Raw genomic sequence first — 22,040 nt, 5'->3', positions numbered from 1 at the left:
GAGCGGTGATGACGAACGCGATACATCCAGCAGCCCCTCACCATCTTCCTGTGTTCATAACGGCGCCGGGCGAATCAGACGTATTCTTGATCGGCTGCGCAATCTTCCTCGTCCTTGCGATTGTGGGCTTGGGCAGCCTGTACTTCAGGCTGCATGCGCTGCCTGAGCACCTTGCGCATGGCAACGCCAACAAGCTGCAATTCGAAGTCGTGGCCGTGCTGGCATTACTGGCGCTGTTCACCCACAACAACTGGTTCTGGGTTGCGGCCCTGCTTCTCGCACTTGTTCCTATCCCCGACCTCCATGCACCGTTGGCCGGAATGGCCGACTCGCTGGCCAAGATGGCCGGCTGGCGTCGGCCAAGAATTGAGGCAACATCGACCCCGGCGCGGGAGGAGATCGCGTTGGGTATGTCGCCCGCTGGTAGTCTACCGCCCGGCCCGGGCGGGACGGGCGGCAGCCACCACAATGATGCAAGCTATCAAGCGGGCAGCGATAACGAACAGGCGCCAAGCGGGAGTGCCGCCGATAAACGGCCTCATCCGGAGCTCAAGGAGAAACTTGAGTCATGATCGAGCTGCTTCTCTGTTCGGTAATAACGGTCCTTCCCGATTTTCTTTATCGACGCTTCGTCCAGGGAAAGAGGATAGGCCATGAGATCACGCTGTATTCGGTATGGTTCGAACTGCGATACGGGATAACGACGTGCCTCGCCCTCACGATCACGCTCTTCACGCTTATCCTGTATTTCCACCCATCGACGTCGAACGCCGTGTCGTTCTATCGGACCGTGCCGATCCTTCCGGAAGGATCGGGCCGTGTAGAAGAGGTTCTCGTAAAGGTCAGCGACAAGGTCACCGCCGGCCAGCCCATTTTCAAGCTGGACAGTTCGGAACAGGAGGCGGCTCTGGAGACCGCGCGCCGCCGCCTTGCGGAGGTCGACGCTTCGGTGGTGCTTGCCAAGTCGCAACTCGTGGTCTCCGACGCCCAGATAGGGGAGGCGCAGAGCTCATACCAGCAGGCAGTCGACGAACTCGCCATGAAGACCGAACTCATGAGGCGCGATTCCCCTTCCGTCGCTCGGCGCGAGATCGAAAGGCTTCAGAATGTCGTCAATGGAAGGCAAGCCAACCTGTCGGCAGTCATTGCCAACAAGCAGACGATTGAGACCCAGATCTCTTCGATTCTGCCGGCGCAGAAGGCAAGTGCCGAAGCCCAGCTTGCTCAGGCTCAGGTCGAGCTTGACAAGACGACCGTGCGCGCCGGTATCAGCGGCACGCTCGAGCAGTTCACGCTTCGAAAGGGCGACATCGTCAACCCGCTGATGCGTCCGGCGGGTGTCCTGATCCCCTCGGAAGCGGGACGGTGGGGGCTGATAGCTGGCTTCAACCAGTTGGAAGCTCAGGTGATGTCAGTCGGGATGGTGGCCGAAGTCACTTGCATTTCCAAGCCTATGGCCATCATTCCGATGGTCGTGACCAACGTTCAGGGACTGATAGCGACAGGACAGATTCGTGCGTCCGATCAGTTGATCGATGCCCAGCAGGTGGCCCAGCCGGGGACGATCACCGTTTATCTCGAACCGCTGTTCGAGGGCGGCTTCGAAGGCGTTCCGCCCGGCAGCAGCTGCATCGCCAACGCCTACACCAACAATCACGACATACTCGATACGCAGGACTTGAGCACACTGAAGCGATTCTATCTTCATCTCATCGATACAGTCGGAATCGTCCACGCCATCGTCCTCAGGATCCAGGCAATCCTTCTTCCCGTGAAGACGCTGGTCTTCTCGGGAGGCCACTAGCGGGGAGTCTCCGGCCAGCGGCTCGGCATATGGTTTGGCAAATGGACGAGCTGCCCGGCGGGCCGCACAGAGATCAATTGGCGAGGGTGCGGTCAGGGTCAGTTTGACGCTTGCACAGGTATTCGCAGCCAGGATGCCCAAACGGAGATCGCTCGAATGATCACATTGTCTTCCCCGGAAACTGGCCTGGACTGGCTACGGCAGAGATTGACCTCGATTGGTGCCGCCAGTTGCTCGCTTGCCGTTTTGTCTGCGACGCCGGTCTTCACCGAAGACTTGTCATTCAAGGACTTCCCATATCTGATCTACTGCGAGGTTCAGGGCGTCGATCATGCCTTCTACTTCTCCAGGTTGGACGCCAACGGAGTTGCTGTCTATCTCTCGCCGGGCAGACAGGCAGGTATCATTACAATTGACGGCGCAGCCCGCAGAGTTGGCGACGGGCAGTCAGGAACCTGTGCTAACAAGACGCTTGATGACCTGAGAACGTCCGGCCAAGCCTATGATTTATCGAAGTAACCGCACTGCTTCAGGGAGAGCAACGGTTTGCTGCGCGATATCATGTAAAGGCCGTCGCACTGATGCTTGGCCATTGCGTTAACTGCCGGATGGCCGTGAGTACGATGTCCAGTGTGCCGGGATCATGACCGAAAGGTTCGGGTGGTACGGCTGAGGGGTCCGATGCTCGTCGGAACTGGGAGGTTCGATATGATGCATGTCCAGCAGGATATCGGCCGATTGACCCTCACCGTTCTGTTCATCGGCGGGCTGCTCGTCGCAAGTTTCTGGATAATGCAGCCCTTCCTGCCGGCGATCCTGTGGGCGACGACCTTGGTCCTCGCCACGTGGCCGTTGATGCTCTGGGTGCAGCGCCGTGCCGGCAACCGCCGCTGGGCTGCCGTGGTCGTCATGACGCTTACCATCCTTCTGGTGTTGATCGTCCCGCTCTGGCTGGCCTTGAGCACTATCGTAACGAATATCGATGTCATCCGCGGTTTGTTGCGCACAGTCCTTTCCATGCGTGTGCCGCCAGTGCCGGATTGGCTTGCCGGTGTTCCCGTGGTCGGCGCGAGCATTGCGAATGTATGGGCAAAATTCTCCTCGACCGGCATGCAGGAATTGGCGCCCAAGCTGTCACCCTATGCTGGTACGCTGACGCAATGGGTCGCGTCGGCCGTCGGAAGCTTAGGCGGCATGTTGCTGCAATTTGTGCTGACCGCCGCGATAGCGGCGGTCATGTATGCCGGCGGCGAAAGATCCGCGGCCTATCTCATTCGCTTTGGCCGACGGCTCGCTGGCGATCGCGGGGAAAGAGCCGTGTTCCTGGCAGGACAGGCGATCCGCAGCGTGGCGCTTGGTGTCGTCGTTACCGCATTGGCCCAGAGCGTCATCGGCGGGATCGGGTTGGTGATTGTCGGCTTGCCCTTCGCCGGCCTGCTGACTGCGCTGATGTTCGTCCTGTGCCTGATCCAACTCGGCCCCGCTCTCGTCCTGGTTCCTGCTGTGATCTGGATGTACTATACGAACGACATCACGTGGGGGTCCGTGCTGCTTGGATTTACGATAGTAGCCGCAACGATCGACCAGTTCATACGTCCTATCCTCATAAAGAGAGGGGCGGACCTGCCTCTGCTGCTCATTCTGGCTGGCGTTATCGGCGGCTTGATCGCCTTTGGCTTTCTGGGCATCTTCATTGGCCCAACGGTCCTGGCCGTCACCTACACTCTGCTCACCGCCTGGATTTCAGAGGGAACCGAGCAACAAATTCCGCCTCGATAGAGCATGTTGCAGCCAAGTGGAATCACTTGGCGCCACATACATGCGGTAAAATCAACTAGATAGACCATGATGTCGTCCGAAAACCGCTTCCCGCTTTTCGGCATCATGGTCTAGTTGGCCGTCGGTTCACCTTGCGCAGCCTGAGCGGCCTTCTGCTGGGCAAGCGAAACCACGGTGTTCGCCGCCATGGCCGCCTCCTTCTTGTCGCCGCTTCCCACTTGCACCGTGGGTTGCGCAAAGTGAATGCCATTTTCTGCGAACGCCTGCTGGATCATGGTGTAGGCGCGACGCCTGATAACGGACTGATAGCCGGGTTTGGTCATTACGGAGAAGCTCAGCTCCATCCCGAAATCGCCGAACTGTTCAACGCCTTTCATCTTCACCGTCTCGATGATCTGCGGCGCAAGTTCGGGATCGGCGAGCATTTCCGCTCCGATCCCCTTGAGGAGTTTCTTGACAACCCTGACATCCGTGTCGAACGGAACGCGGATCCTGAACTTGTCGATCACCCAATCGCGGCTCATATTCTGCACCGCGCCCAGTTCGCCGAAGGGAACGGTGAATACCGGACCACGATGATGGCGCAAGCGCACCGAACGAAGGCTGAAGGATTCAACAGTGCCCATATAGCTGCCGCTCTGGATGTATTCGCCAACCCGGAACGCATCGTCCAGCATGTAAAAGACACCGCTGATCACGTCCTTGACCAGAGCCTGCGAGCCAAAACCGATGGCGACGCCGAATATGCCTGCCCCGGCGATCAGTGGGCCGATCTGCACGCCAAGCCCCGACAGCACCATCAGCACCGCCACGGTGCCGAGGAGGACGGCCAGCATGTTGCGGAAGATCGGAAGCAAAGTGCGCAGGCGACCCCTGCGCGCTGCCTCGGCAGGGCTGACCGTATCATCGACCGTGGACAGTTCCAGCCTCCGGCCGATATAGGCTTTCGACAAATGCCAGAGAAAGTCGGCCAGCAGCAGGATCACGGCACCCTGCAGGATGCCACGCATGATCCGCGTCATCGGGGTATTGCTTTCGGCCAATGCGCTTGGGTTCATGCGCCAGATCATCGCCAGCCACAGGACCGCAAGCAGGATCACCAGCGCGCGAGCGCCACGGTTGATCATCACGGTCCGAATCGAATTCGCCGACGCGGCTTCCTGTTGCCGCGTAGTTAGAGCCTCCGCTGCCTGGCCTGCTATGATCAAGACTTTCGGCAGCAGCAACGCATAGATGCCGAGCCACAGGAGGCCGCTCAGACCCGCAACCCACAACCCCCAAAGAACGATCAGATAGATGGTAAGGAGCCAGTCCCTAGCGCTCAGTCGCTGCGTTGCAGCCGCCCGGTCCGGACGGCGCCAGACGATCTCGATGGCGAGGAGCAGAAGGCCGATGCCCAGCAGATAGGCTATGAGGCGCGTCGAGGGGGGCGAAAAGCCGAGTGCCGGAAGCAGGCTGGCGGTTGCCCAGCCTGCCATCAGGTAACCGGCGAAGATGGTCAGCCGACGATACCAGAAATGGGCCTCGGCATCGCTTGCCGGAACCAGTCGGAGATGTCCTCGCTCTTCCGACGGGCTGGGGGCGCCCACCGGAGCGAGGAGAATCCTGCCAAACGCCATCACCAGCCGCACGACGATGAAGGCAACCAGATATGTCAGGATGACGAGGCGCAGCAAAGCGGGCCATTGGAACGCCAGGAAGACCCCGGCGCTGACCAGCGAAAAGACGGCGAGCGGCACCAACTCCGCAAGCAGCCGGACGGCACGGCCATCTTTGCTTTCGGTTTCGGCTGCCTGGCCGGTGGTGGGTCTCACCCGCTCTATCGCCCGCTTGAACAGCCATTCGGCCGCGAAGCCAAGGGCGAGCAAGGCCGCGAAGAGACCAACTATCGTGGCAAAGCCGCGATTGTTGATTTCTGATTTCACGGTCCTGGCCGCGTTTGCGGCCTCGCCCGGGATGCGCGGAAACGCATCGCGCATTGCCGCCAGATGGTTGCGGATCGTGCCCTCCCATGTGGCAATCGGGGAAGCGGCCGGCGCATCCGGCTTGTTGGCCGGGGGCACTGCCATGGCTTCCAGCTTTGCGCGGATATCGGGATCGTCGAGCATCTTGATGAATGTCTGGAATTTCTCGTCTACCACCGGCACAGTTGCGGGTTGCGAGGTCTGCGCCATCGAGGCTGCAGACATTGTTGCCACCATGACAGACGCCAAAAGCAGCACATGAACTAAATGGGCTGGGGTGGTGTATCTCATGATTGCCTCGCGCTTTTCCCGCGCCCCCGATCTGGGCAAGCTGGCGTGCCAGGGCAGCGCCAGTTCCGCTTCAACAAGCTCCTCGCACCTGTCGGCAAAGCCTCACTCCGGTCCAGCAATCTGCGGATCGCCAGTTCAAACTGCGAAAATCGGCGCAGTGCCGCCGAAACGCTTCTCGCTTGCCTGTCGCTCCACTTTCCGGGTCATCGCGCGCCTGCCGGTTTCACCAGACTAAGCCCGGGCCGCTGATGGTGCCAGCGAGGGGGTGTAAGTTACGCGGGCAACAATGTAATTGCCGAAGAATACGCGTACAGACGTCGCATCATTTGCTGAACAGCAAGGGGCCGGTGATCCAGCTGGATGCATCCGCCCTTGCGGGGCACGATCTCGTTGGGCGTACCGCCGAAACGGGGGGGCAGGCATCAGCCCTGTACCGCTTGCTTGGCTTTCTCGCGCGCGATCTCGGTCGCCGCCGCTGCCGCCGCGGAAGGCTTGTCGTCGGCCCCCACCTGGACCGTGGGCTGGGCGAATTCGATGCCGTTCTCGATGAAGCTGTCACGGATCATGTTGTAGGCCCGCCGCCTTATGTAGGACTGATAGCCGGGCTTGGTCATGACCGAGAAGCTCAGCTCGATGCCGAAGTCGCCGAACTGCTCGACGCCCTTCATCTTCACCGTCTCGATGATGTAGGAGGAAAGCTCCGGGTCGGCCAGCAACTCGGCGCCAATCTCCTTGACCAGCCGCTTCACCTTCTTGATGTCGGTGTCGAACGGAACGCGGATCAGGAACTTGTCAATAGCCCAGTCGCGGCTCATGTTCTGCACCGCGCCAAGTTCGCCGAACGGGACGGTGAAAACCGGGCCGCGGTGGTGGCGCAGCCTGACCGAGCGAAGGCTGAAGGATTCCACGGTACCCTTGTAACTGCCGCTCTGGATATATTCGCCGACCCGGAACGCATCATCCAGCATGTAGAAGATGCCGCTGATGACGTCCTTGACCAGGGTCTGCGAGCCGAAACCGATGGCGACGCCAAAGATGCCGGCCCCGGCAATCAGCGGCGCGATCTGCACGCCAAGTTCGGCCAGCACCATGAGCGTGGTAACCACGGCGATCAAAACAGCCAGCATGTTGCGGAAGATCGGCAGCAGCGTGCGCAGGCGGCCCCGGCGCGCCGCCTCTGCCGCGCCGATGGTGTCGTCAGCGGCAGCAAGCGCAAGTTTCCGATCGATATAGCTTGCCGCCAGATGCCAGAGCAGGTCGGCTGCAAGCAGGGTGATGATACCGTGCAGGACCCCGCGCATTATCTGTGTAGCCACGGCGCTTTCGGCTGCCAACGTTCCCGGATTGAGCTTGAGCACGACGCTCATCCAGAGCACGGCCAGCAGAATGACCAACGCGCGGGCGCCGCGAACGATCAGTATTGAGTGGACCGGGTTGCCTGGAGTTGAATCCTGCCGCCGCTCGGCAAGTGCCGCCGCTGCCTGTCCAGTCACGACCAAGGCGGGCGGCAGCAGCAAGGCATAGATGCCGAGCCAAAACAGCACGCTGACACCAAGGCCCCACACGCCCCAGAGGATAATGAGATAAAGGGTAAGAAGCCAATTCGATATGTGTGTCCATGGCGTGACACCGGCCGGACGTGGCCGGCGCCAGACGATCTCGATTGCCAGGGCCAGCAATCCGAGCCCCAGCAGGTAAGAGACCAGATGCACCACGTCGGTCGAGAAGCCGAGCCGCGGCAGCAGGCCGACGGTTGCCCAGCCGAAGATCAGAGAACCTGCGAAGACGACCAGTCGCCGGTACCAGAAGCTCGCCGCGGCATCGTCGACGGGGATCAATCTCAGGCTGGCCTGGGGCTTGCCTGTCGTGAAGCTGTCCTTCACGCCGAGCACCACCCTGCCTAGCGCAATCGTGACGCGGAAGATGATGACGGCAGCCAGATAGGTGGCGATAAGGGCGCGCACCAGGACAGGCCATTCGAAGACCAGGAACACGCCGAGACTGAAGACGGAGAATACGAGCAACGGCGCGACTTCCGCCAACAGGCGTGCGGCACGTGCGGCGCCCGGCGTGATCGCGTTCGCCGGCGTGATGCGCCGCCCAAGCTGTATTGCCATCGTACGCCCGAACAACCATTCGGCGCCGAACCCGGCGGCCAGCAAGCCGGCGAAAAGAACGATCAGGGCGCTCAGCCCATGGTTGTCGAGTTCCAGCCGCACATTGCGAAACGCCTCGGCTGCCTGGCGAGGAATATAGGGGAACGCATTGCGCATCGCACGGATATGGTCGCGGAGCGCTTTTTCCCAGCCAAGGGTTTCGGAGCGCGGCACTTCGGAGCGACCGACAGGCGGCCCCCTTGTTTCCAGCCATTTCCGGATATCGGGATCATCAAGAAGCTTGATGATCTGCTGCACCTTTTCCGGGGGCGCAGGCTGCGCCGTCTGGGCGTGGGCGACGTTCCCTTGCAGCAGGCACACAATCGCCAGCACCGTCGCAAGCCTGGCAGCAAAGAGCGAGAATCCTTGTTGCGATATGGTGCTCACTGCCATACGCATGAGCAATCTCCCTCGTCCTGGCTTCCCGGTCGCCTTGCTCCCGACGGGCTTTCAGCCGGCCTATTTTTCCGGGAAGAGCAGGGTTATTCCGGCCCGGAGGCCCCATTGCGGACCGTCTTCGGGCGCTTCCGCGTAGTATCTGACGCCGACCTGAAAGCTGACCGGTTTTGCTCCGACCTGTGTGACCTGCGAAAAGGTCATATTCAGCGGAACGGTCCATTGTTCGCGTTCCCAGTCGTAGGTCGACTCCGCGTTGAGCGAGACAGATCGGCCACCGCCCAGGGCATAGGAAAGAAAGGGCTGCAGGAATGTCTGGTCCACGTCCGGCCGATCGCCTTCCCCCGCGACCGACCAGATATGGTTGGCCAGCACGCCAATCGTCCATGCCTTTTCCTGTACCAGCGCAAGGCCCGTCGGGCCGGCACCGAACTTGCCGGTTCCCAGGAAATCATCCGTCGCCGTGGGCAGCAGGAAGACCGGCCCGACGCCCCAGATCAATCCACCCGGTCCGGGCGCCTTGGGCGAAAAAAACAGGCTCTGCGTCACATCGCCCAAGCCGAATACGTTGTCGCCGGGAAAATAGTCACGAAAGCCGATCGGCAATATCGTCCGGGAAATCAGGTTCCAGTCATCGTTGAGCGAGAAGGGAACGACCGGCTGTGTGTTCAGCGTATAGGCAAACCCGTCTCCATCGGCACCCGCACCGAAATCCAGATTGCTCTGGAAGGGCACGCTGATGAGGCTTGCGACAGGGTTCGACAACTGCTTGGACAGTTCGTCTGCGTCGTGCTCCTGCGCACTAGACCCGGTGGAAAGAAGGACCGTCAGGAGTGCCAACAAGCTTCCCGCAAGGCGATGGCGCTTGCGCAAGGCCGGAACCTGGTTGACGAGACCGGGAAGATTTCGAGCAACCATTGAGCAACCATTGAAATCCTCAAATCGGGCTGCATCTTTACGAATAGCTGTTTTTCCAGCCAGTACGTTACTGTAACAATCGGCAGGTCGCAGCAAGCACCGTGCCATTCCGCCCGGGAACAGCGTTGAAAAAAAGTGCTCGGGGATTATTCCTGGTCGCCCCCGTCAAGGCACATGAAAATGATCTCCTGCTCGATCTCGGCGCAGAGAGCCTCATATTCCGCGATGATTTCCCTGTTTTTCTCCTGACCTTCCTTGCGAAGGCGGTCGAGAGTCGAGCTTGCCTCCTCGAAAGCACCGCAAAGACCGAGGACTTCTTTTCTTCGCGTGCTCAACAATTGAAGCTCGCCCCGCAAGGCAGGCATCTTCAGCATGAGCCTGATCAATCCCCGGCGGTCCCGAGCAGAATCCATCGACATTGCGACGACATTTTCGACAAGCCGTATACGCCAGATCGGTCATGCGGAGACTGGCGTAGCGGCGGAAGGGGCCAGGCGTCCAGTACATCCAGCGATCCCGCGCTTTACGGGCGCGACCTTGCATGCGCTGCCTGCATGGAAAGAATGCTACCGGGCAGACCGGTAGGCTAGCACGTAACGGTAACAATGGCGCGCCCCCACGGGGAGCCGCCGTCCATATCGGCGATGACAGCTGATGACAGGCTCGGACTGTCCATCGCCAGTATAGCAAGCACTCAAGAGCGATCGCAGCCGAATTTACTGTAACGTAACCTGATGTTGCTCGGCCGACGGGTTGCATCGCAGCGGCATCGATTTAGTCTTCCACTTATTCCAACAAGACGGCACGTCGGGCGGCGCCATGAAGCAGCGACGGTTTCCAGTCACATTGACGGCTATCGGCTTACTCTGCTGGCCCCTGGTGGCAGCCGCCGCCGGGCTGGAGGGATTGCAAGGCGCGTGGACGATGGATGGAACGGACTGCGCCGAGACATTTATCAAGGACGGGGCGCAAATCCGTTTCCGGGACCGGGCTTCCAGCACGACCACAGGCATCATCGTCTCCGGCAGCAAGATCATCGGATCGAACATGAGCTGCACCGCAGGCAGTGTCCATCAGGAGAAGGACCACTTCTCCGTGCTGTTGGATTGCTCCGACGCGATGATGTTCCAAAGCATGTCCGCCTCCTTCCGGGTGACCGGACAGGACAGCTTCGAGCGGTTTGCCCCCGGCTTCCCGGACATGTCGTTCAAATATCACAGGTGCCAGCTCTGAGGGACCTGCAAGAAGTGCGTGAGCACTGAAGGCGAAGAGCCGCATGCAAACGAAAACGAACCTGACATCCGATGAGAAGTCGGTCGAGCTGTCGTCTCGCCGAACGGGCATGTCGTTCCAGCGGACACGAATGAGTGCGGACCGGACCTTGATGTCGGTGATCCGTACATCGCTGTCGCTGATCAGTTTCGGGTTCACGATCTTCCAGGTGTTCGAAAAGCTGCGTGAGGCTGGCACGCTCACGCATGCTGCCGCACCGCGCAATTTCGGCCTCACCCTGGCCCTGCTGGGCATCGTCATGCTGGTGATCGGCATCATCTACCATCTGCAATTCATGCAGGGTCTGCGCCATGAGCGCGAAGCGATGCGCCAGGCCGGTCTTGTCCACGCCGAAAGCAGGTTCCCTCCATCGATGACACTGATCACCGCACTCATACTGCTGGTCGTCGGCGTCGCGGCAATCATCAGCATGGCCTTTCAGGTAGGGCCATTCTTCTAGGGTCATGGAGCGAAACATCTGAAACGAAAAAGGATACAAAGATGGCGAAGGAAGATAAGCCCAATATCCTGTTCGTAATGGCCGACGACATCGGCTGGTTCAACCTCAGTTGCTACAATATGGGGATCATGGGCTACCGGACGCCCAACCTCGACCGCATCGCTCGTGAAGGGGCGATGTTCACTGACTTCTACGGCCAACAGAGTTGCACCGCGGGCCGTGCCGCCTTCATCACCGGGCAGTCGCCGATCCGCACGGGCTTGACCAAGGTTGGCATGCCCGGCGCCACGCTCGGCATCAAGGCCGAAGATCCGACGATCGGGCACTTTATGAAGAACTTCGGCTACGCCACGGGTCAGTTCGGCAAGAACCATCTGGGCGACCGCAACGAGCACCTGCCCACCCTGCATGGCTTCGACGAATTCTTCGGCAATCTCTATCACCTCAACGCTGAGGAAGAGCCCGAATATCCGAACTACCCGAAGGATTCCGCCTTCCGCAAAAGGTTCGGTCCGCGCGGCGTCCTGAAATGCAAGGCAACGGATAAGGACGACACCACGGTCGATGAACAATTCGGCAAGGTTGGCAAGCAGGCCATCGAGAATACCGGCCCGCTGACCCGCAAGCGGATGGAGACCGTGGACGAGGAATTTCTCGCTGCCGCCCTCGATTTCATCGACCGCAAGCACAAGGAAGGCGTGCCCTGGCTCTGCTACTTCAACCCGACGCGCATGCATGTGTTTACGCATTTGAAGCCGGCGTCCGTGGGTAAGACCGGGCTTGGCCTTTATCCCGACGGCATGGTCGAACTCGACGGCTATGTCGGCCAGTTGCTCGACAAGCTCGACAAGCTAGGCATTGCCGACAACACCGTCGTCGTCTTCACGACCGACAACGGCGCCGAGGTGCTGTCATGGCCGGATGGTGGAGCCACTCCGTTCCGCGGCGAGAAGGATACGAACTGGGAGGGAGGCTGGCGTGTGCCCTGCGTGATGCGCTGGCCCGGCGTCATCAAGCCCGGTCAGGTCGTGAACGACATCTGCTCGCTGCAGGATTTCATCCCGACCTTCGCCGCCGCAAATGGCGAACCCGAACTCGTGGCGAAGGTGAAGAAGGGATACAAGATCGGCGACGCGACCTTCAAGGTCCATCTGGACGGCTTCAACCTACTGCCCTTCCTGTCCGGCAAGGAAGACAAATCGCCGCGTGACGGCTTCATTTACTGGAGCGACGACGGTGACTGCATGGCAATGCGGCTGGGCCGCTACAAGATCGTCTTCGCCGAACAGCGCAGCAAGGGCCTCGACGTCTGGCGCGAGCCCTTGTCGGTGATGCGGATTCCCAAGATGTTCGATCTGCGCAGCGACCCCTTCGAACGCGGCGAAGAGAGCTTCAAATATAACGACTGGTTCGTCGAGAACCTGTTCCTTCAGTACGCTGGGCCACCGTTCCTCATGAAGTGGCTCGAAAGCTTCAAGGAGTTTCCACCGCGCCAGAAGCCCGCGAGCTTCAGCATCGACCAGGTACTCGAGAAGATGATGCCCAAGAGTTGAGGGCATGGCATTCCGGGTGGCGGGGTTCGCCGCCCGGAGCCGCATTCATGACAGGAGGCAGGAATGGCCAATACATCGAAATCAGGCAAGCCGAACATCCTCGTCATCTGGGGAGATGATATCGGGCAATCGAATCTGAGTTGCTACACGCACGGCCTGATGGGCTACCACACGCCTAATATCGATCGGATCGCCAAGGAGGGCATGCTGTTCACCGATTCCTATGGCGAGCAGTCATGCACCGCCGGCCGGTCGTCCTTCATCACCGGCCAGAGCGTCTACCGCACAGGGCTTTCCAAGGTCGGCATCCCGGCAGCACCGGTCGGCATGAACGAGAAGCTCGTCACGATTGCCGCCCTGCTGAAGGAACAGGGCTATGCCACGGGGCAGTTCGGCAAGAACCATCTCGGCGATCTCAACCATATGCTGCCGACCAACCACGGCTTCGATGAATTCTTCGGCAATCTGTATCACCTGAACGCCGAGGAAGAGCCGGAGATGTACAACTATCCTCCCGAGAAGGACTTCCCCAACTTCAAGAAGAATTTCGGCCCGCGGGGCGTCATCCACTCCTGGGCGACCGACAAGGACGATCCGACCGAAATGCCCCGCTGGGGCAAGGTCGGCAAGCAGAAGATTGAGGACACCGGCCCGCTCACAGCCAAGCGGATGGTGACCTGCGACGACGGATTCGTTGAGGCCGCGAGCGACTTCATCAAGCGCCAGGAAAAGGCCGGCAAGCCGTGGTTCGTATGGCTGAACACCACTCACATGCACCTTTTCACCCACACCAAGAAGGAAAGCCTGGGGCAGGCCGGGCGCTGGCAGTCGCCCTATCACGACACCATGATCGACCACGACAAGAATGTCGGCCAGATGCTCGACCTGCTCGATGAACTCGGCATCGCCGACAACACTTTCGTGCAGTATTCGACCGACAACGGTCCTCACCGCAATACCTGGCCGGACGGCGGCACGACGCCCTTCCGCAGCGAGAAGAACACCAATTGGGAAGGCGCATTCCGCATACCGCTGCTTGTGCGTTGGCCAGGCAAGGTCAAGGCCGGCTCGGTCGCGAACGGCATCGTGCAGCACCATGACTGGTTGCCGACATTCCTCGCCATCGCCGGCGCAACCGACGTCGTCGAAAAGCTGAAGACGGGCTACAAGGCGATCGGGCGCACCTACAAGAACCACATCGACGGCTTCAACCTGCTTCCCTACCTGACAGGCGAGACGGACAAGAGCCCGCGCCAGATCTTTTTCTATTTCAGCGACGATGGCGACGTGCTCGCCCTGCGGTTCGACAACTGGAAGGTCGTGTTCATGGAGCAGCGGCTGAAGGGCACGCTCGGCGTCTGGGCAGAGCCGTTCATCCCCCTGAGACTGCCGAAGCTCTACAATTTGCGCACCGATCCTTACGAGTATGCGGACATCACTTCGAATACCTATTACGACTGGATCCTGTACAACGACTACATCATCCTTACCGCAAACGTACTCGTCATGAAGTTCCTTGAGACGTTCAAGGATTTCCCACCTGTGCAGAAGCCGAACACCTTTACCATCGACCAGGCGATGGAGAAGATGCAGGAAGCTGCAGGGGGCGCGTACCACTGAATATCGCCGCTTGGGCGGCGTGTCGTACGCCGCCTGAGTGACAGGAACGGGGGTTCCACAGGAACGCCATGACGCTGGCCCAGCTTATTCCGTTCGCCATCAATGCAAGCATGTTCCTGATCGTCTTTGCGCTCGGGCTCGCTGCCACGTTTCAGGATGCCACCTATCTGCTGCGGCGACCTTCGCTCCTCCTGCGCTCGATCCTGTCGATGAACATCGTCATGCTTGCGGTCGCGTTTGCGATCGTAGTGTTGATTGACCCGCAGCCCGTCGTGAAGATTGCGCTCATAGCGCTGGCTGTCTCGCCTGTGCCTCCTGTGCTGCCGGCAAAGCAGGAGAAGGCCGGCGGCAGCGAATCCTATACGATCGGACTGCTGGTCGCGACGGCGCTCGTCGCTATCATTCTCGTGCCGACCGTCATCGAGTTGCTGGGGATGTCGACAGGCCGTGATATCCACCAGCCTCCTGCCAATGTCGGCGGAGTGGTCCTTATCTCGGTGATCGTTCCGCTCATCGCCGGCGTTCTGGTCAGGTATTTTGCCCCGGCATTGGCGACGCGCATTGCGCATCCGATCTCGGTGGCGGCGACCGCGTTGCTTGCCGTCGCTGTCGTCCCCGTCCTCGTCACCGCCTGGCCTGCGCTCTGGGCGCTGGTCGGCAATGGAATGGTCGTCGCCCTGGCTGTTTTCACGCTCATCGGCATCGCCGTCGGCCATTTGCTCGGCGGACCGCATCCCGAAGACCGCACCGTCCTGGCACTGGCGAGCGGCACGCGCCATCCAGGTGTCGCCATCGCCATCGCCAGTCTCAATTTCCCGGAAGAGAAGGCCGCCCTGGTGGTGATGCTCAGCCATCTCATCATCGGCGCCATCGTGTCGGTGCCTTACGTGAAATGGCGCACGCACACTCATGCTGCCCAGATTTAAGGTGAACAGATGGCCGATCCTCTCCCCTCATGGAATGATATTGAAGCCAGAGATACAGGCAAAACCGATACGCGCTTTCGGGACATGGTGTGGATCGAGGGCGGCGAATTCCTGATGGGCTCGGACAGTCACTATCCGGAGGAAGCACCGGCTCACCGCGTCCGTGTCGGGGACTTCTGGATGGACAGGTTCACCGTGACCAATCGCGACTTCGAACGCTTTGTGGCCGCCACCGGCTATGTCACGCTTGCCGAAAAGCCTGCCGATCCCGCCGACTATCCCGGCGCGCTGCCTGAGATGCTGGCGCCATCCTCCACGATCTTCAGAGCTCCACAAGGCCCGGTCGATCTCCGCAATCACTACAATTGGTGGGTCTATGTGATAGGCGCGAACTGGCGCCACCCGCGCGGGCCGGCCAGCAGCATCAAGAAGCTGCAGGACCATCCGGTTGTCCATGTCGCCTATGAGGATGTCGAGGCCTATGCCCGCTGGGTGGGCAAGGAACTGCCGAGCGAAGCCGAATGGGAATTCGCCGCGCGCGGCGGGTTGGATGCGGCCGAATATGTCTGGGGTGACGAACTGACACCCGGCGGCCGCCATATGGCCAACACATGGCAGGGCGAGTTTCCCCATCGCAACACACTCGATGACGGCTTCGAATACACCGCACCGGTCGGTTCTTTTCCCCCCAATGCCTATGGCCTCCACGACATGGCCGGCAATGTCTGGCAGTGGACCTGCGACTGGTATCAGGACCACAGCAGGATCGACAGCCCCTGCTGCACGGTGGCCAACCCGCGCGGCGGTCTTCGCGAGAACAGCTACCACCCATCCGAACAGGAGGTGAGAATCCCGCGCAAGGTCACAAAGGGCGGTTCGCACCTTTGTGCGCCGAACTATTGCCGCCGCTATCGGCCCGCTGCCAGAATGGCGCAGCCGATCGACACCTCCATCTCGCATCTGGGCTTTCGCTGCATTCTGCGCCCCGACAGCACGAGATAGCATGCGATGCTCAGGGAATGGCTGCTGCGACTGACCGAACTGGCCGTCCCGGCTATCGACCTCATAGCGTTGTTCGTCATCGTCGCCGGCACGGTCGAAGCTGTCTTCAGGATCGCAGCAGTGCTCATCTCGAATCATGAGAGCGAGCATGAGGTTCGGGCCGTCTGGATACGGTATTCCCGCTGGCTGGTGGCAGGCCTCACATTCCAGCTCGCCGCAGACATCATCGAGACGTCGAGCACACCGACCTGGGACGATATCGGCCGGATCGCTGCAATCGCCGTCATCCGAACCTTCCTCAATTTCTTCCTGGAACGTGACCAGCGCGAAGTGCGCGAACTGCAGGAAGAGGCCGAGACGCCGAGAACGGAATAAGCCCGATGGAGAAAGCGATGCGAGGCATGGTGGCCTGGTTACAGCGACTGCTTATCTGCATCACCCTCGTCCTGGCCGCCAGCGCCATGGCGTCTGCGGACCCGTTGCCTTCCTGGGATGACAGCGCGGCCAAACAGAGCATCATTGCCTTCGTCGATGCGGTCACGACGCTTGGCGAGGATTATGTCGTACCGGAGGAGCGGATCGCGGTATTCGACAATGACGGCACGCTCTGGTGCGAACAGCCGATCTATTTCCAGTTCATTTTCGCGATCGATCGGGTCAAGGCACTGGCACCCGAGCATCCGGATTGGAAGGACCGGCAGCCTTTTGCAGCATTGCTGGCGGATGACATGAAAGGTCTCCTGGCTTCGGGTGAAAAGGGTCTGGGGGAGATCATGGCCGCGACACATGCGGGGTCCACGACCGAGGCTTTCGCCGCGACCGTCTCCGACTGGCTGTCCACCGCGCGGCATCCGCGCTTCAACCGCCCCTATACCGACCTTGCCTATCAGCCCATGCTCGAATTGCTGGCCTATCTGAGGGCAAACGACTTCAAGACCTTCATCGTGTCGGGCGGTGGCGTCGAATTCATGCGAGGCTTTGCCGAACATACCTACGGCATCCCGCCCGAGCAGGTCGTCGGCTCGTCCGGCGCAACGAAATTCCAGCTTGGGCCGGACGGGAAGCCCGAGATCGTGAAGGAAGCCAAGGTCGAGTTTGTTGATGACGGCCCCGGCAAGCCTGTCGGAATCAACCGTTTCATCGGCAGGCGACCGATCTTCGCCTTCGGCAATTCCGATGGCGACCAGCAGATGCTCGAATGGACCGCCGCCGGCGACGGCCGTCGCTTTGTTGGCCTCGTCCATCACACCGACGGTGTGCGTGAATATGCCTATGACCGGACCTCACCCATAGGCAAGCTGGACAAGGCGCTGGACGAGGCCAACACCAGGGACTGGACCGTCGTCGACATGAAAGTTGACTGGCGCAAGATTTTTCCCTTTGACTAGAGCGCCGTGCGTCCAATTGGACGCACTAAGGACGCTCTAGCACTTTGATTGAGCATCGGAATATTCCGAAAACCGGGGTCCACTTTTCGGTCCGATGCTCTAAGGGCAAGCGACGTTGTGCCGGCCTAGCGCGCAACGGATGCCGGGGGCCGGGAGAGAACGGGGACCATCGGCATGATGTCGCTAATTCAAGGAACGAAGTGGTTCGTCCTGCTGGGCTGTCTTGGTCTGACCGCCTGCGGCAGCGCTCCGGCCAACGTGTTTCAGCCGGTAGGCGAGGCGGCGGTTCCGGCCTCGGCCTCTAAGGTCTCGATGCTGGTTGCGACGAGCCGCCAACCCTCCCAAGATCCGGGAACCTTGTTCACTGGAGAGCGCAGCCCGATCCTGTCGCTGACCACCATAGATATCTCGATCCCTCCCGATAGTGCCCGGGAATCGGGAACGGTCCAGTGGCCTACGAAAGTTCCGCCCAACCCCGAAAAGGAGTTCGCGGTCATTGCCGTCAAACGGCAAACGACGGACGAGGCGCGCAGATGGATTCGTCAAGGTGCGGCCCGTAGCGGCCGCGTGCTTGTCTTCGTGCATGGTTTCAACAATCGTTTCGCCGATGCGGTGCTCCGCTTTGCCCAGATCGTCCATGACTCGAACGCGGACGCCGTGCCGATCCTGTTCACCTGGCCGTCACGCGGCAGCGTGTTCGACTATGTCTACGACAAGGAAAGCGCCAATTTCTCCCGCGTCGCCCTGGAACGCTCGCTCCAGGTGCTCGCCTCGGATCGCTCGGTCAGTGACATCACCGTGCTGGCCCATTCGATGGGGACCTGGTTGACAGTTGAAGCGCTGAGGCAGATGGGCATCCGTAACGGCCGGATTCCCGCCAAGATCAAGAATGTGATCCTTGCCTCCCCGGACCTCGACGTAAACGTCTTCGCACGCCAATGGGCGGAAATGGGCGATAGCCATCCCCGGTTCACGATCTTCGTTTCGCAGGACGACAAGGCGCTTGCCATGTCGAAGCTGATTTCCGGCGGCGTGAAGCGGGTTGGTGCGATAAATCCGGCCGAGGAGCCCTACCGCAGCGCCCTCGAACAGGCCGGCATCACCGTGATCGATCTTTCCAATCTGCGGACAGGCGACCGGCTGAGCCATGCCAAATTCGCGGAAAGCCCGGAGATCGTGCACCTGATCGGCGAGCGGCTGGTTGCCGGACAAGCCCTGACTTCGACCGACGTCAACCTCGGTGAAGGCATCAGCGCAGTCCTTTTGGGCACCGCAAACACAGTCGGGAGCATCGCTGCGACCACTGTATCGGCACCGGTCAACGTGCTCCAGCCTCGCCCCCAGCCCGCAAGACCTGCGGCAGTCGGTGAAATCTTGCAGAACCAGGCCGAAGCGAAAGTGCCGCCCGGCGGCTAGGACCAATCGACATTCAGGATTCGGGAAAAAGACATGCGCAAAAACGACCTAAAGCGGGACAAGCGAATCTGAAAGATCGCGACGCGCTTTAGGTCGTGAGCTCATCTGACCTGTCCGGCGGCCCCCTTTCCTTTCGAGGGAGGGGTATCCATCAGCGCACCGATGCGCGAGGCGATGGTCTGGGCGACTTGATCTTCGACGGCGATCGTGGATCCGCCCGTTGCATCGAGGTCCATGAAATCCGCCTGGATGATTTCGCCGGTCGTGGCGTCGGACAGCCGCCAGACAACCCGCAACGTATCGCGGTCAATTCGAAGCGTGGACGCGACATCGTATGTCTTGCCCGCGCCAAACTCATCGGAGGGCGTCGCCAGCGCAGGAGCATTCGGCGGCACCCATATGATGCGCGCTCCACGGATGCGGGTCAGCGCAAGTTGCAGGGATTGCGTGAGACCCTGGGCGCCGAGGCTTTCCGTGGCTTGGCTGGTAACCGCAACCGTGGGGCTTATGCGAATGGTGGTCTGAGGCTCGGGCGAGGATCGACTGGGAAAACCGCGAAGAAAGAGCATCCCGAATACGACGCTGGCAAGCACGATGGCGGCCATCGACCAAACGGCATAGTGCCGCAATCCGCGCGCTGACCGCGCCCTGCCAAGGGCCAGCAGCGGCTTAAGCGGCTCGAACTGCGATGGTGCGGGGTCCTCGTCGGCTGGCGTTGCCTCGAAGGCGGGCACATAGCGGCCCTTGGGCAGGCTGATGCGGATCGTCTCCTCCCTGCCGGGACCGGAGTAATAGGTGTCAAGTGCGGCCCGCAACCGCGTCGCCTCGATCCGGACGATGGGATCGGTTTCGGCATCGAAGTCGACGCTTCGCCCAAACACTTCTACGGCGATGATGTAGGATTTTATCCTGTCGCCTCGTCCCGCAAGCGCTTCCTCGAGGACGAAGCGAAGGAAACGGCGGTTTCGCTCGGATGCACGGAAGCGGGAATCCGCAAGCAAACGCTCCAGGGCGGTGCGTACCTCTTCGTCCGGCACCCTTGAGGTGAATTCGTCTTCGTCGGGCTTGCTGGGTTGCGCAACATTGTGCATCGCCTCATCCCTCACGAAAGGCGCGCCCAAGAAACGTATGCTTCGCCAGCTGGCGGCTAGCAGGTCGACAATCCTTCGTCTTGTTATATTCGGTGAAACCCTGCCGGCATTCCGTATCCTTCGGACGATAACTAGTAAGCCGCCGCCCAGATCGACTTTTTGCAAGTTAAATTGTCCGTACGGTCCCAGCTATGCAGTTTGTGCCAAAAATGGTATTTGGAAGGTGTGGCCTGGGGGGCAACGAGCGGGTGTTGGCATGCCCGAGCATAGCCGCCAGGCCGACCTGGAAGACGATCATTCAAGGTTGCACATATGTGGCGACCGATCCGCACCCGTCAGTGCACCTTCCACTGGGCTTAGTGTCCACTCCTTCGAACTGCGCGGCGCAGAAGATCTTCGAGAGGCAACGCACGGAGCAGATCTCAGCATCGTGCAACTGGCGCCAGGTTTGCTCACCGGCCATCTGATGCATGTCCGGCTCGGATCCCTGGCTCTCAGCGCCAGCGACTTCAGCCCCGACATAAGAGCGCGGGGCGTCATGAACGCGCAATCGATAACGATCGGTATGATGCTGGAAAGCAGCGGCGAGGTCTCGCAATGGGACTATGACGTGATCCCCGGCGACGTCATCGTGTTTCCGAAATCGGTCGAGCAGGAAGGCCATTTTACCGGGCACTCGCGCTACGCAACGATCACACTCGGCGAAGACGAAATTGTCGCACATATGGCCGGCGAACCCGCACTGGAGAATCCGCAGTTCTGGGCCAGCATCTACCGGTTCCGCCCCACACCGTCGATTCGACAGGCAACCCGCGCGGCGATCACGACGCAGGTTCGCCAATTGTGCGAGGGAACTGTGCCGCGCTCCCCGGCTGGCTCGACTTCATCGGACGATCGCTTATCGAAGCGTTTCTCGCCGGGATTGTCTGCGAAATATCGCAACATGGCGAAAGACGAGACCGCAACGGCGCAAGGCTGGTCCGCGACGTGGAAGACTATGTCGATGCGCTTGGCATGGCCCGTCCGGTGCACATCTCGGAACTGTGCTCGGCGCTCATGGTCTCACGGCGCACGCTTCATCGTGCATTTTTCGAAACGCTTGGCACCGGCCCGATGACCTATCTGCGCCTGAGGCGCCTTTCGGCTGTCCACCGTGCCCTGCGGATGCCCGGATCGTCCCAGGCAAGCGTCACGCACACGGCACTCGATCACGGTTTTTCGGATCTCGGGCGATTTGCCGTCTACTATCGCAGTATTTTTGGAGAAAGCCCGTCCCAGACACGGCGGCGAGCGGTCGCTTCCTCCGAAGATTTCAGGTCGCATGAAGACGATTTCGACGACGTTTCCGCGAAACAGTGGTCCAATTCCGGGGGATTCGCGTCTGCGCTCCCGTGATGGCCGGCTTTCTTGCCGTTCGACGGCGGTCGGGAATCGCATTTCGCCACAAGGGCGACAGAATCCCATGCTGTCGTCCCGCCCGTTCGGGCCGTTTGTTGACCGACGGCCTCGCCGATGCGGTGTGGAGGGGACTGGGCAATGAGCGGTTTGGTGCGGACGATGCTGACGGGCTTCGCGTGTTGCGGACTGCTCGGTGCGGCGGGTTGTACGAAGACCTCGGACGGCTCGATCGAGTTCCAGCGACAATATATGATGCCCGGCCTGTTCGGCATTCAGCCCAAACAGGCTGCAAGTTCCGTTCCGGCGGCGTTCCCGCCGCCGCCAGCGCCTCCTGAGCAAAAAATCGTAGTCAGGAAAAAGCCGCCGACCAGAACGGTTCGCCGCAAGACGCCTCCCGCCGCCCTGGCGCAAGCGAAATCCGAGCCGGCGCGGCCATTGATCTGCCAAAACGAAACCCAGTCGGGCGGACGGGTCAAATTCGTCTGCCGCTAGGTGACCGACTCATAAGTTCGCAGCCATATGCGGATTGACGCGAGCTGGACGGATGCGAGGAAATTGTCGTCACGCTTGTCGTATCTTGTGGCCACCGCCCTGAAGTGTTTGAGT

General features: G+C 60.5%; 21 protein-coding genes and 1 pseudogene. 16 read left to right on the top strand and 6 right to left on the bottom strand.

What is annotated here, in order from left to right:
- The first annotated feature begins 8 nt into the window (after nucleotides 1–8).
- The 4 genes from EET67_RS22060 (at nucleotide 9) to ydiK (ending at nucleotide 3,583) form a co-directional block, all read left to right on the top strand.
- On the top strand, nucleotides 9–572 hold the full coding sequence (locus tag EET67_RS22060) for a hypothetical protein (protein ID WP_128628380.1): 564 nt from the start codon (nucleotides 9–11) through the stop codon (nucleotides 570–572).
- Nucleotides 569–1,804: an HlyD family secretion protein gene (locus EET67_RS22055; RefSeq protein ID WP_128628379.1), complete on the top strand. Its 1,236-nt coding sequence runs from the start codon at nucleotides 569–571 to the stop codon at nucleotides 1,802–1,804. The genes EET67_RS22060 and EET67_RS22055 overlap by 4 nt, the downstream gene beginning before the upstream one ends.
- 156 nt (nucleotides 1,805–1,960) lie before the next feature.
- Complete coding sequence (locus EET67_RS22050; protein ID WP_128628378.1) at nucleotides 1,961–2,323, top strand: hypothetical protein; 363 nt, start codon at nucleotides 1,961–1,963, stop codon at nucleotides 2,321–2,323.
- 189 nt (nucleotides 2,324–2,512) lie between these two features.
- The gene (gene ydiK, locus EET67_RS22045; protein WP_128628377.1) at nucleotides 2,513–3,583 is read left to right on the top strand and encodes an AI-2E family transporter YdiK; all 1,071 of its coding nucleotides are present in this window, start codon (nucleotides 2,513–2,515) and stop codon (nucleotides 3,581–3,583) included.
- A gap of 110 nt (nucleotides 3,584–3,693) precedes the next feature.
- Here the strand turns inward: ydiK and EET67_RS22040 are convergent, their stop codons facing one another.
- The 4 genes from EET67_RS22040 to EET67_RS22025 all read right to left on the bottom strand — a co-directional run bounded on the left by EET67_RS22040 (nucleotide 3,694) and on the right by EET67_RS22025 (nucleotide 9,682).
- Nucleotides 3,694–5,772 (bottom strand): mechanosensitive ion channel family protein, encoded by a 2,079-nt coding sequence (locus tag EET67_RS22040; protein WP_245451141.1) that lies wholly within the window; start codon nucleotides 5,770–5,772, stop codon nucleotides 3,694–3,696.
- Nucleotides 5,773–6,260: 488 nt separating this feature from the next.
- Nucleotides 6,261–8,393, bottom strand: a complete 2,133-nt coding sequence (locus EET67_RS22035; RefSeq protein WP_245451139.1) for a mechanosensitive ion channel family protein — start codon at nucleotides 8,391–8,393, stop codon at nucleotides 6,261–6,263.
- Nucleotides 8,394–8,453: 60 nt separating this feature from the next.
- Nucleotides 8,454–9,308: a transporter gene (locus tag EET67_RS22030; RefSeq protein ID WP_245451137.1), complete on the bottom strand. Its 855-nt coding sequence runs from the start codon at nucleotides 9,306–9,308 to the stop codon at nucleotides 8,454–8,456.
- Between the two features lie 146 nt (nucleotides 9,309–9,454).
- Nucleotides 9,455–9,682, bottom strand: a complete 228-nt coding sequence (locus EET67_RS22025) for a hypothetical protein (protein WP_245451135.1) — start codon at nucleotides 9,680–9,682, stop codon at nucleotides 9,455–9,457.
- Nucleotides 9,683–10,061: 379 nt separating this feature from the next.
- Here EET67_RS22025 and EET67_RS22020 point away from each other — a divergent pair, with 379 nt between their 5' ends.
- From EET67_RS22020 to EET67_RS21980, 9 genes are all read left to right on the top strand, one after another.
- Nucleotides 10,062–10,541, top strand: coding sequence for a hypothetical protein (locus tag EET67_RS22020; protein WP_128628374.1), 480 nt, complete (start codon nucleotides 10,062–10,064; stop codon nucleotides 10,539–10,541).
- A gap of 43 nt (nucleotides 10,542–10,584) precedes the next feature.
- A complete protein-coding gene (locus tag EET67_RS22015; protein ID WP_245451133.1) occupies nucleotides 10,585–11,040 on the top strand; it encodes a YidH family protein in 456 nt (151 codons plus the stop codon).
- Between the two features lie 41 nt (nucleotides 11,041–11,081).
- Nucleotides 11,082–12,593: an arylsulfatase gene (locus EET67_RS22010; protein ID WP_128628373.1), complete on the top strand. Its 1,512-nt coding sequence runs from the start codon at nucleotides 11,082–11,084 to the stop codon at nucleotides 12,591–12,593.
- A 63-nt stretch (nucleotides 12,594–12,656) separates the two neighbouring features.
- Nucleotides 12,657–14,213, top strand: coding sequence for an arylsulfatase (locus EET67_RS22005; protein ID WP_128628372.1), 1,557 nt, complete (start codon nucleotides 12,657–12,659; stop codon nucleotides 14,211–14,213).
- Nucleotides 14,214–14,281: 68 nt separating this feature from the next.
- Nucleotides 14,282–15,139 (top strand): bile acid:sodium symporter family protein, encoded by an 858-nt coding sequence (locus EET67_RS22000; RefSeq protein ID WP_128628371.1) that lies wholly within the window; start codon nucleotides 14,282–14,284, stop codon nucleotides 15,137–15,139.
- A gap of 84 nt (nucleotides 15,140–15,223) precedes the next feature.
- Complete coding sequence (locus EET67_RS21995; RefSeq protein ID WP_128628398.1) at nucleotides 15,224–16,141, top strand: formylglycine-generating enzyme family protein; 918 nt, start codon at nucleotides 15,224–15,226, stop codon at nucleotides 16,139–16,141.
- A gap of 6 nt (nucleotides 16,142–16,147) precedes the next feature.
- Nucleotides 16,148–16,516, top strand: coding sequence for a DUF1622 domain-containing protein (locus EET67_RS21990; protein WP_128628370.1), 369 nt, complete (start codon nucleotides 16,148–16,150; stop codon nucleotides 16,514–16,516).
- A 17-nt stretch (nucleotides 16,517–16,533) separates the two neighbouring features.
- On the top strand, nucleotides 16,534–17,529 hold the full coding sequence (locus tag EET67_RS21985) for an HAD family hydrolase (RefSeq protein WP_128628369.1): 996 nt from the start codon (nucleotides 16,534–16,536) through the stop codon (nucleotides 17,527–17,529).
- A gap of 174 nt (nucleotides 17,530–17,703) precedes the next feature.
- Nucleotides 17,704–18,945, top strand: a complete 1,242-nt coding sequence (locus EET67_RS21980; RefSeq protein WP_128628368.1) for an alpha/beta hydrolase — start codon at nucleotides 17,704–17,706, stop codon at nucleotides 18,943–18,945.
- A 101-nt stretch (nucleotides 18,946–19,046) separates the two neighbouring features.
- Here EET67_RS21980 and EET67_RS21975 read toward each other — a convergent pair whose 3' ends face one another.
- Nucleotides 19,047–20,036 (bottom strand): hypothetical protein, encoded by a 990-nt coding sequence (locus EET67_RS21975; protein ID WP_128628367.1) that lies wholly within the window; start codon nucleotides 20,034–20,036, stop codon nucleotides 19,047–19,049.
- Nucleotides 20,037–20,601: 565 nt separating this feature from the next.
- Between EET67_RS21975 and EET67_RS26145 the strand changes: the two genes are divergently transcribed.
- From EET67_RS26145 to EET67_RS21965, 3 genes are all read left to right on the top strand, one after another.
- Nucleotides 20,602–21,153 carry a hypothetical protein gene (locus tag EET67_RS26145; protein ID WP_245451124.1) on the top strand — a complete coding sequence of 184 codons (552 nt, stop codon included), beginning with the start codon at nucleotides 20,602–20,604 and terminating at the stop codon, nucleotides 21,151–21,153.
- Nucleotides 21,051–21,431, top strand: coding sequence for a helix-turn-helix transcriptional regulator (locus EET67_RS26665; protein WP_425359542.1), 381 nt, complete (start codon nucleotides 21,051–21,053; stop codon nucleotides 21,429–21,431). Before EET67_RS26145 ends, EET67_RS26665 begins: the two co-directional genes overlap by 103 nt.
- A gap of 141 nt (nucleotides 21,432–21,572) precedes the next feature.
- On the top strand, nucleotides 21,573–21,926 hold the full coding sequence (locus EET67_RS21965; protein WP_128628365.1) for a hypothetical protein: 354 nt from the start codon (nucleotides 21,573–21,575) through the stop codon (nucleotides 21,924–21,926).
- On the opposite strand, the pseudogene EET67_RS21960 reads toward EET67_RS21965, so the two are convergent.
- Nucleotides 21,923–22,040 (bottom strand): annotated as a pseudogene (locus tag EET67_RS21960) (IS5/IS1182 family transposase); the annotation flags it as partial. The gene EET67_RS21965 and the pseudogene EET67_RS21960 sit on opposite strands and share 4 nt — an antisense overlap.

Source organism: Borborobacter arsenicus (genome assembly GCF_003934165.1).
GTDB lineage: Bacteria > Pseudomonadota > Alphaproteobacteria > Rhizobiales > Rhizobiaceae > Pseudaminobacter > Pseudaminobacter arsenicus.
Note: the sequence above shows the minus strand (reverse complement) of the source record. Positions and strands in the feature narration are given on the sequence as shown.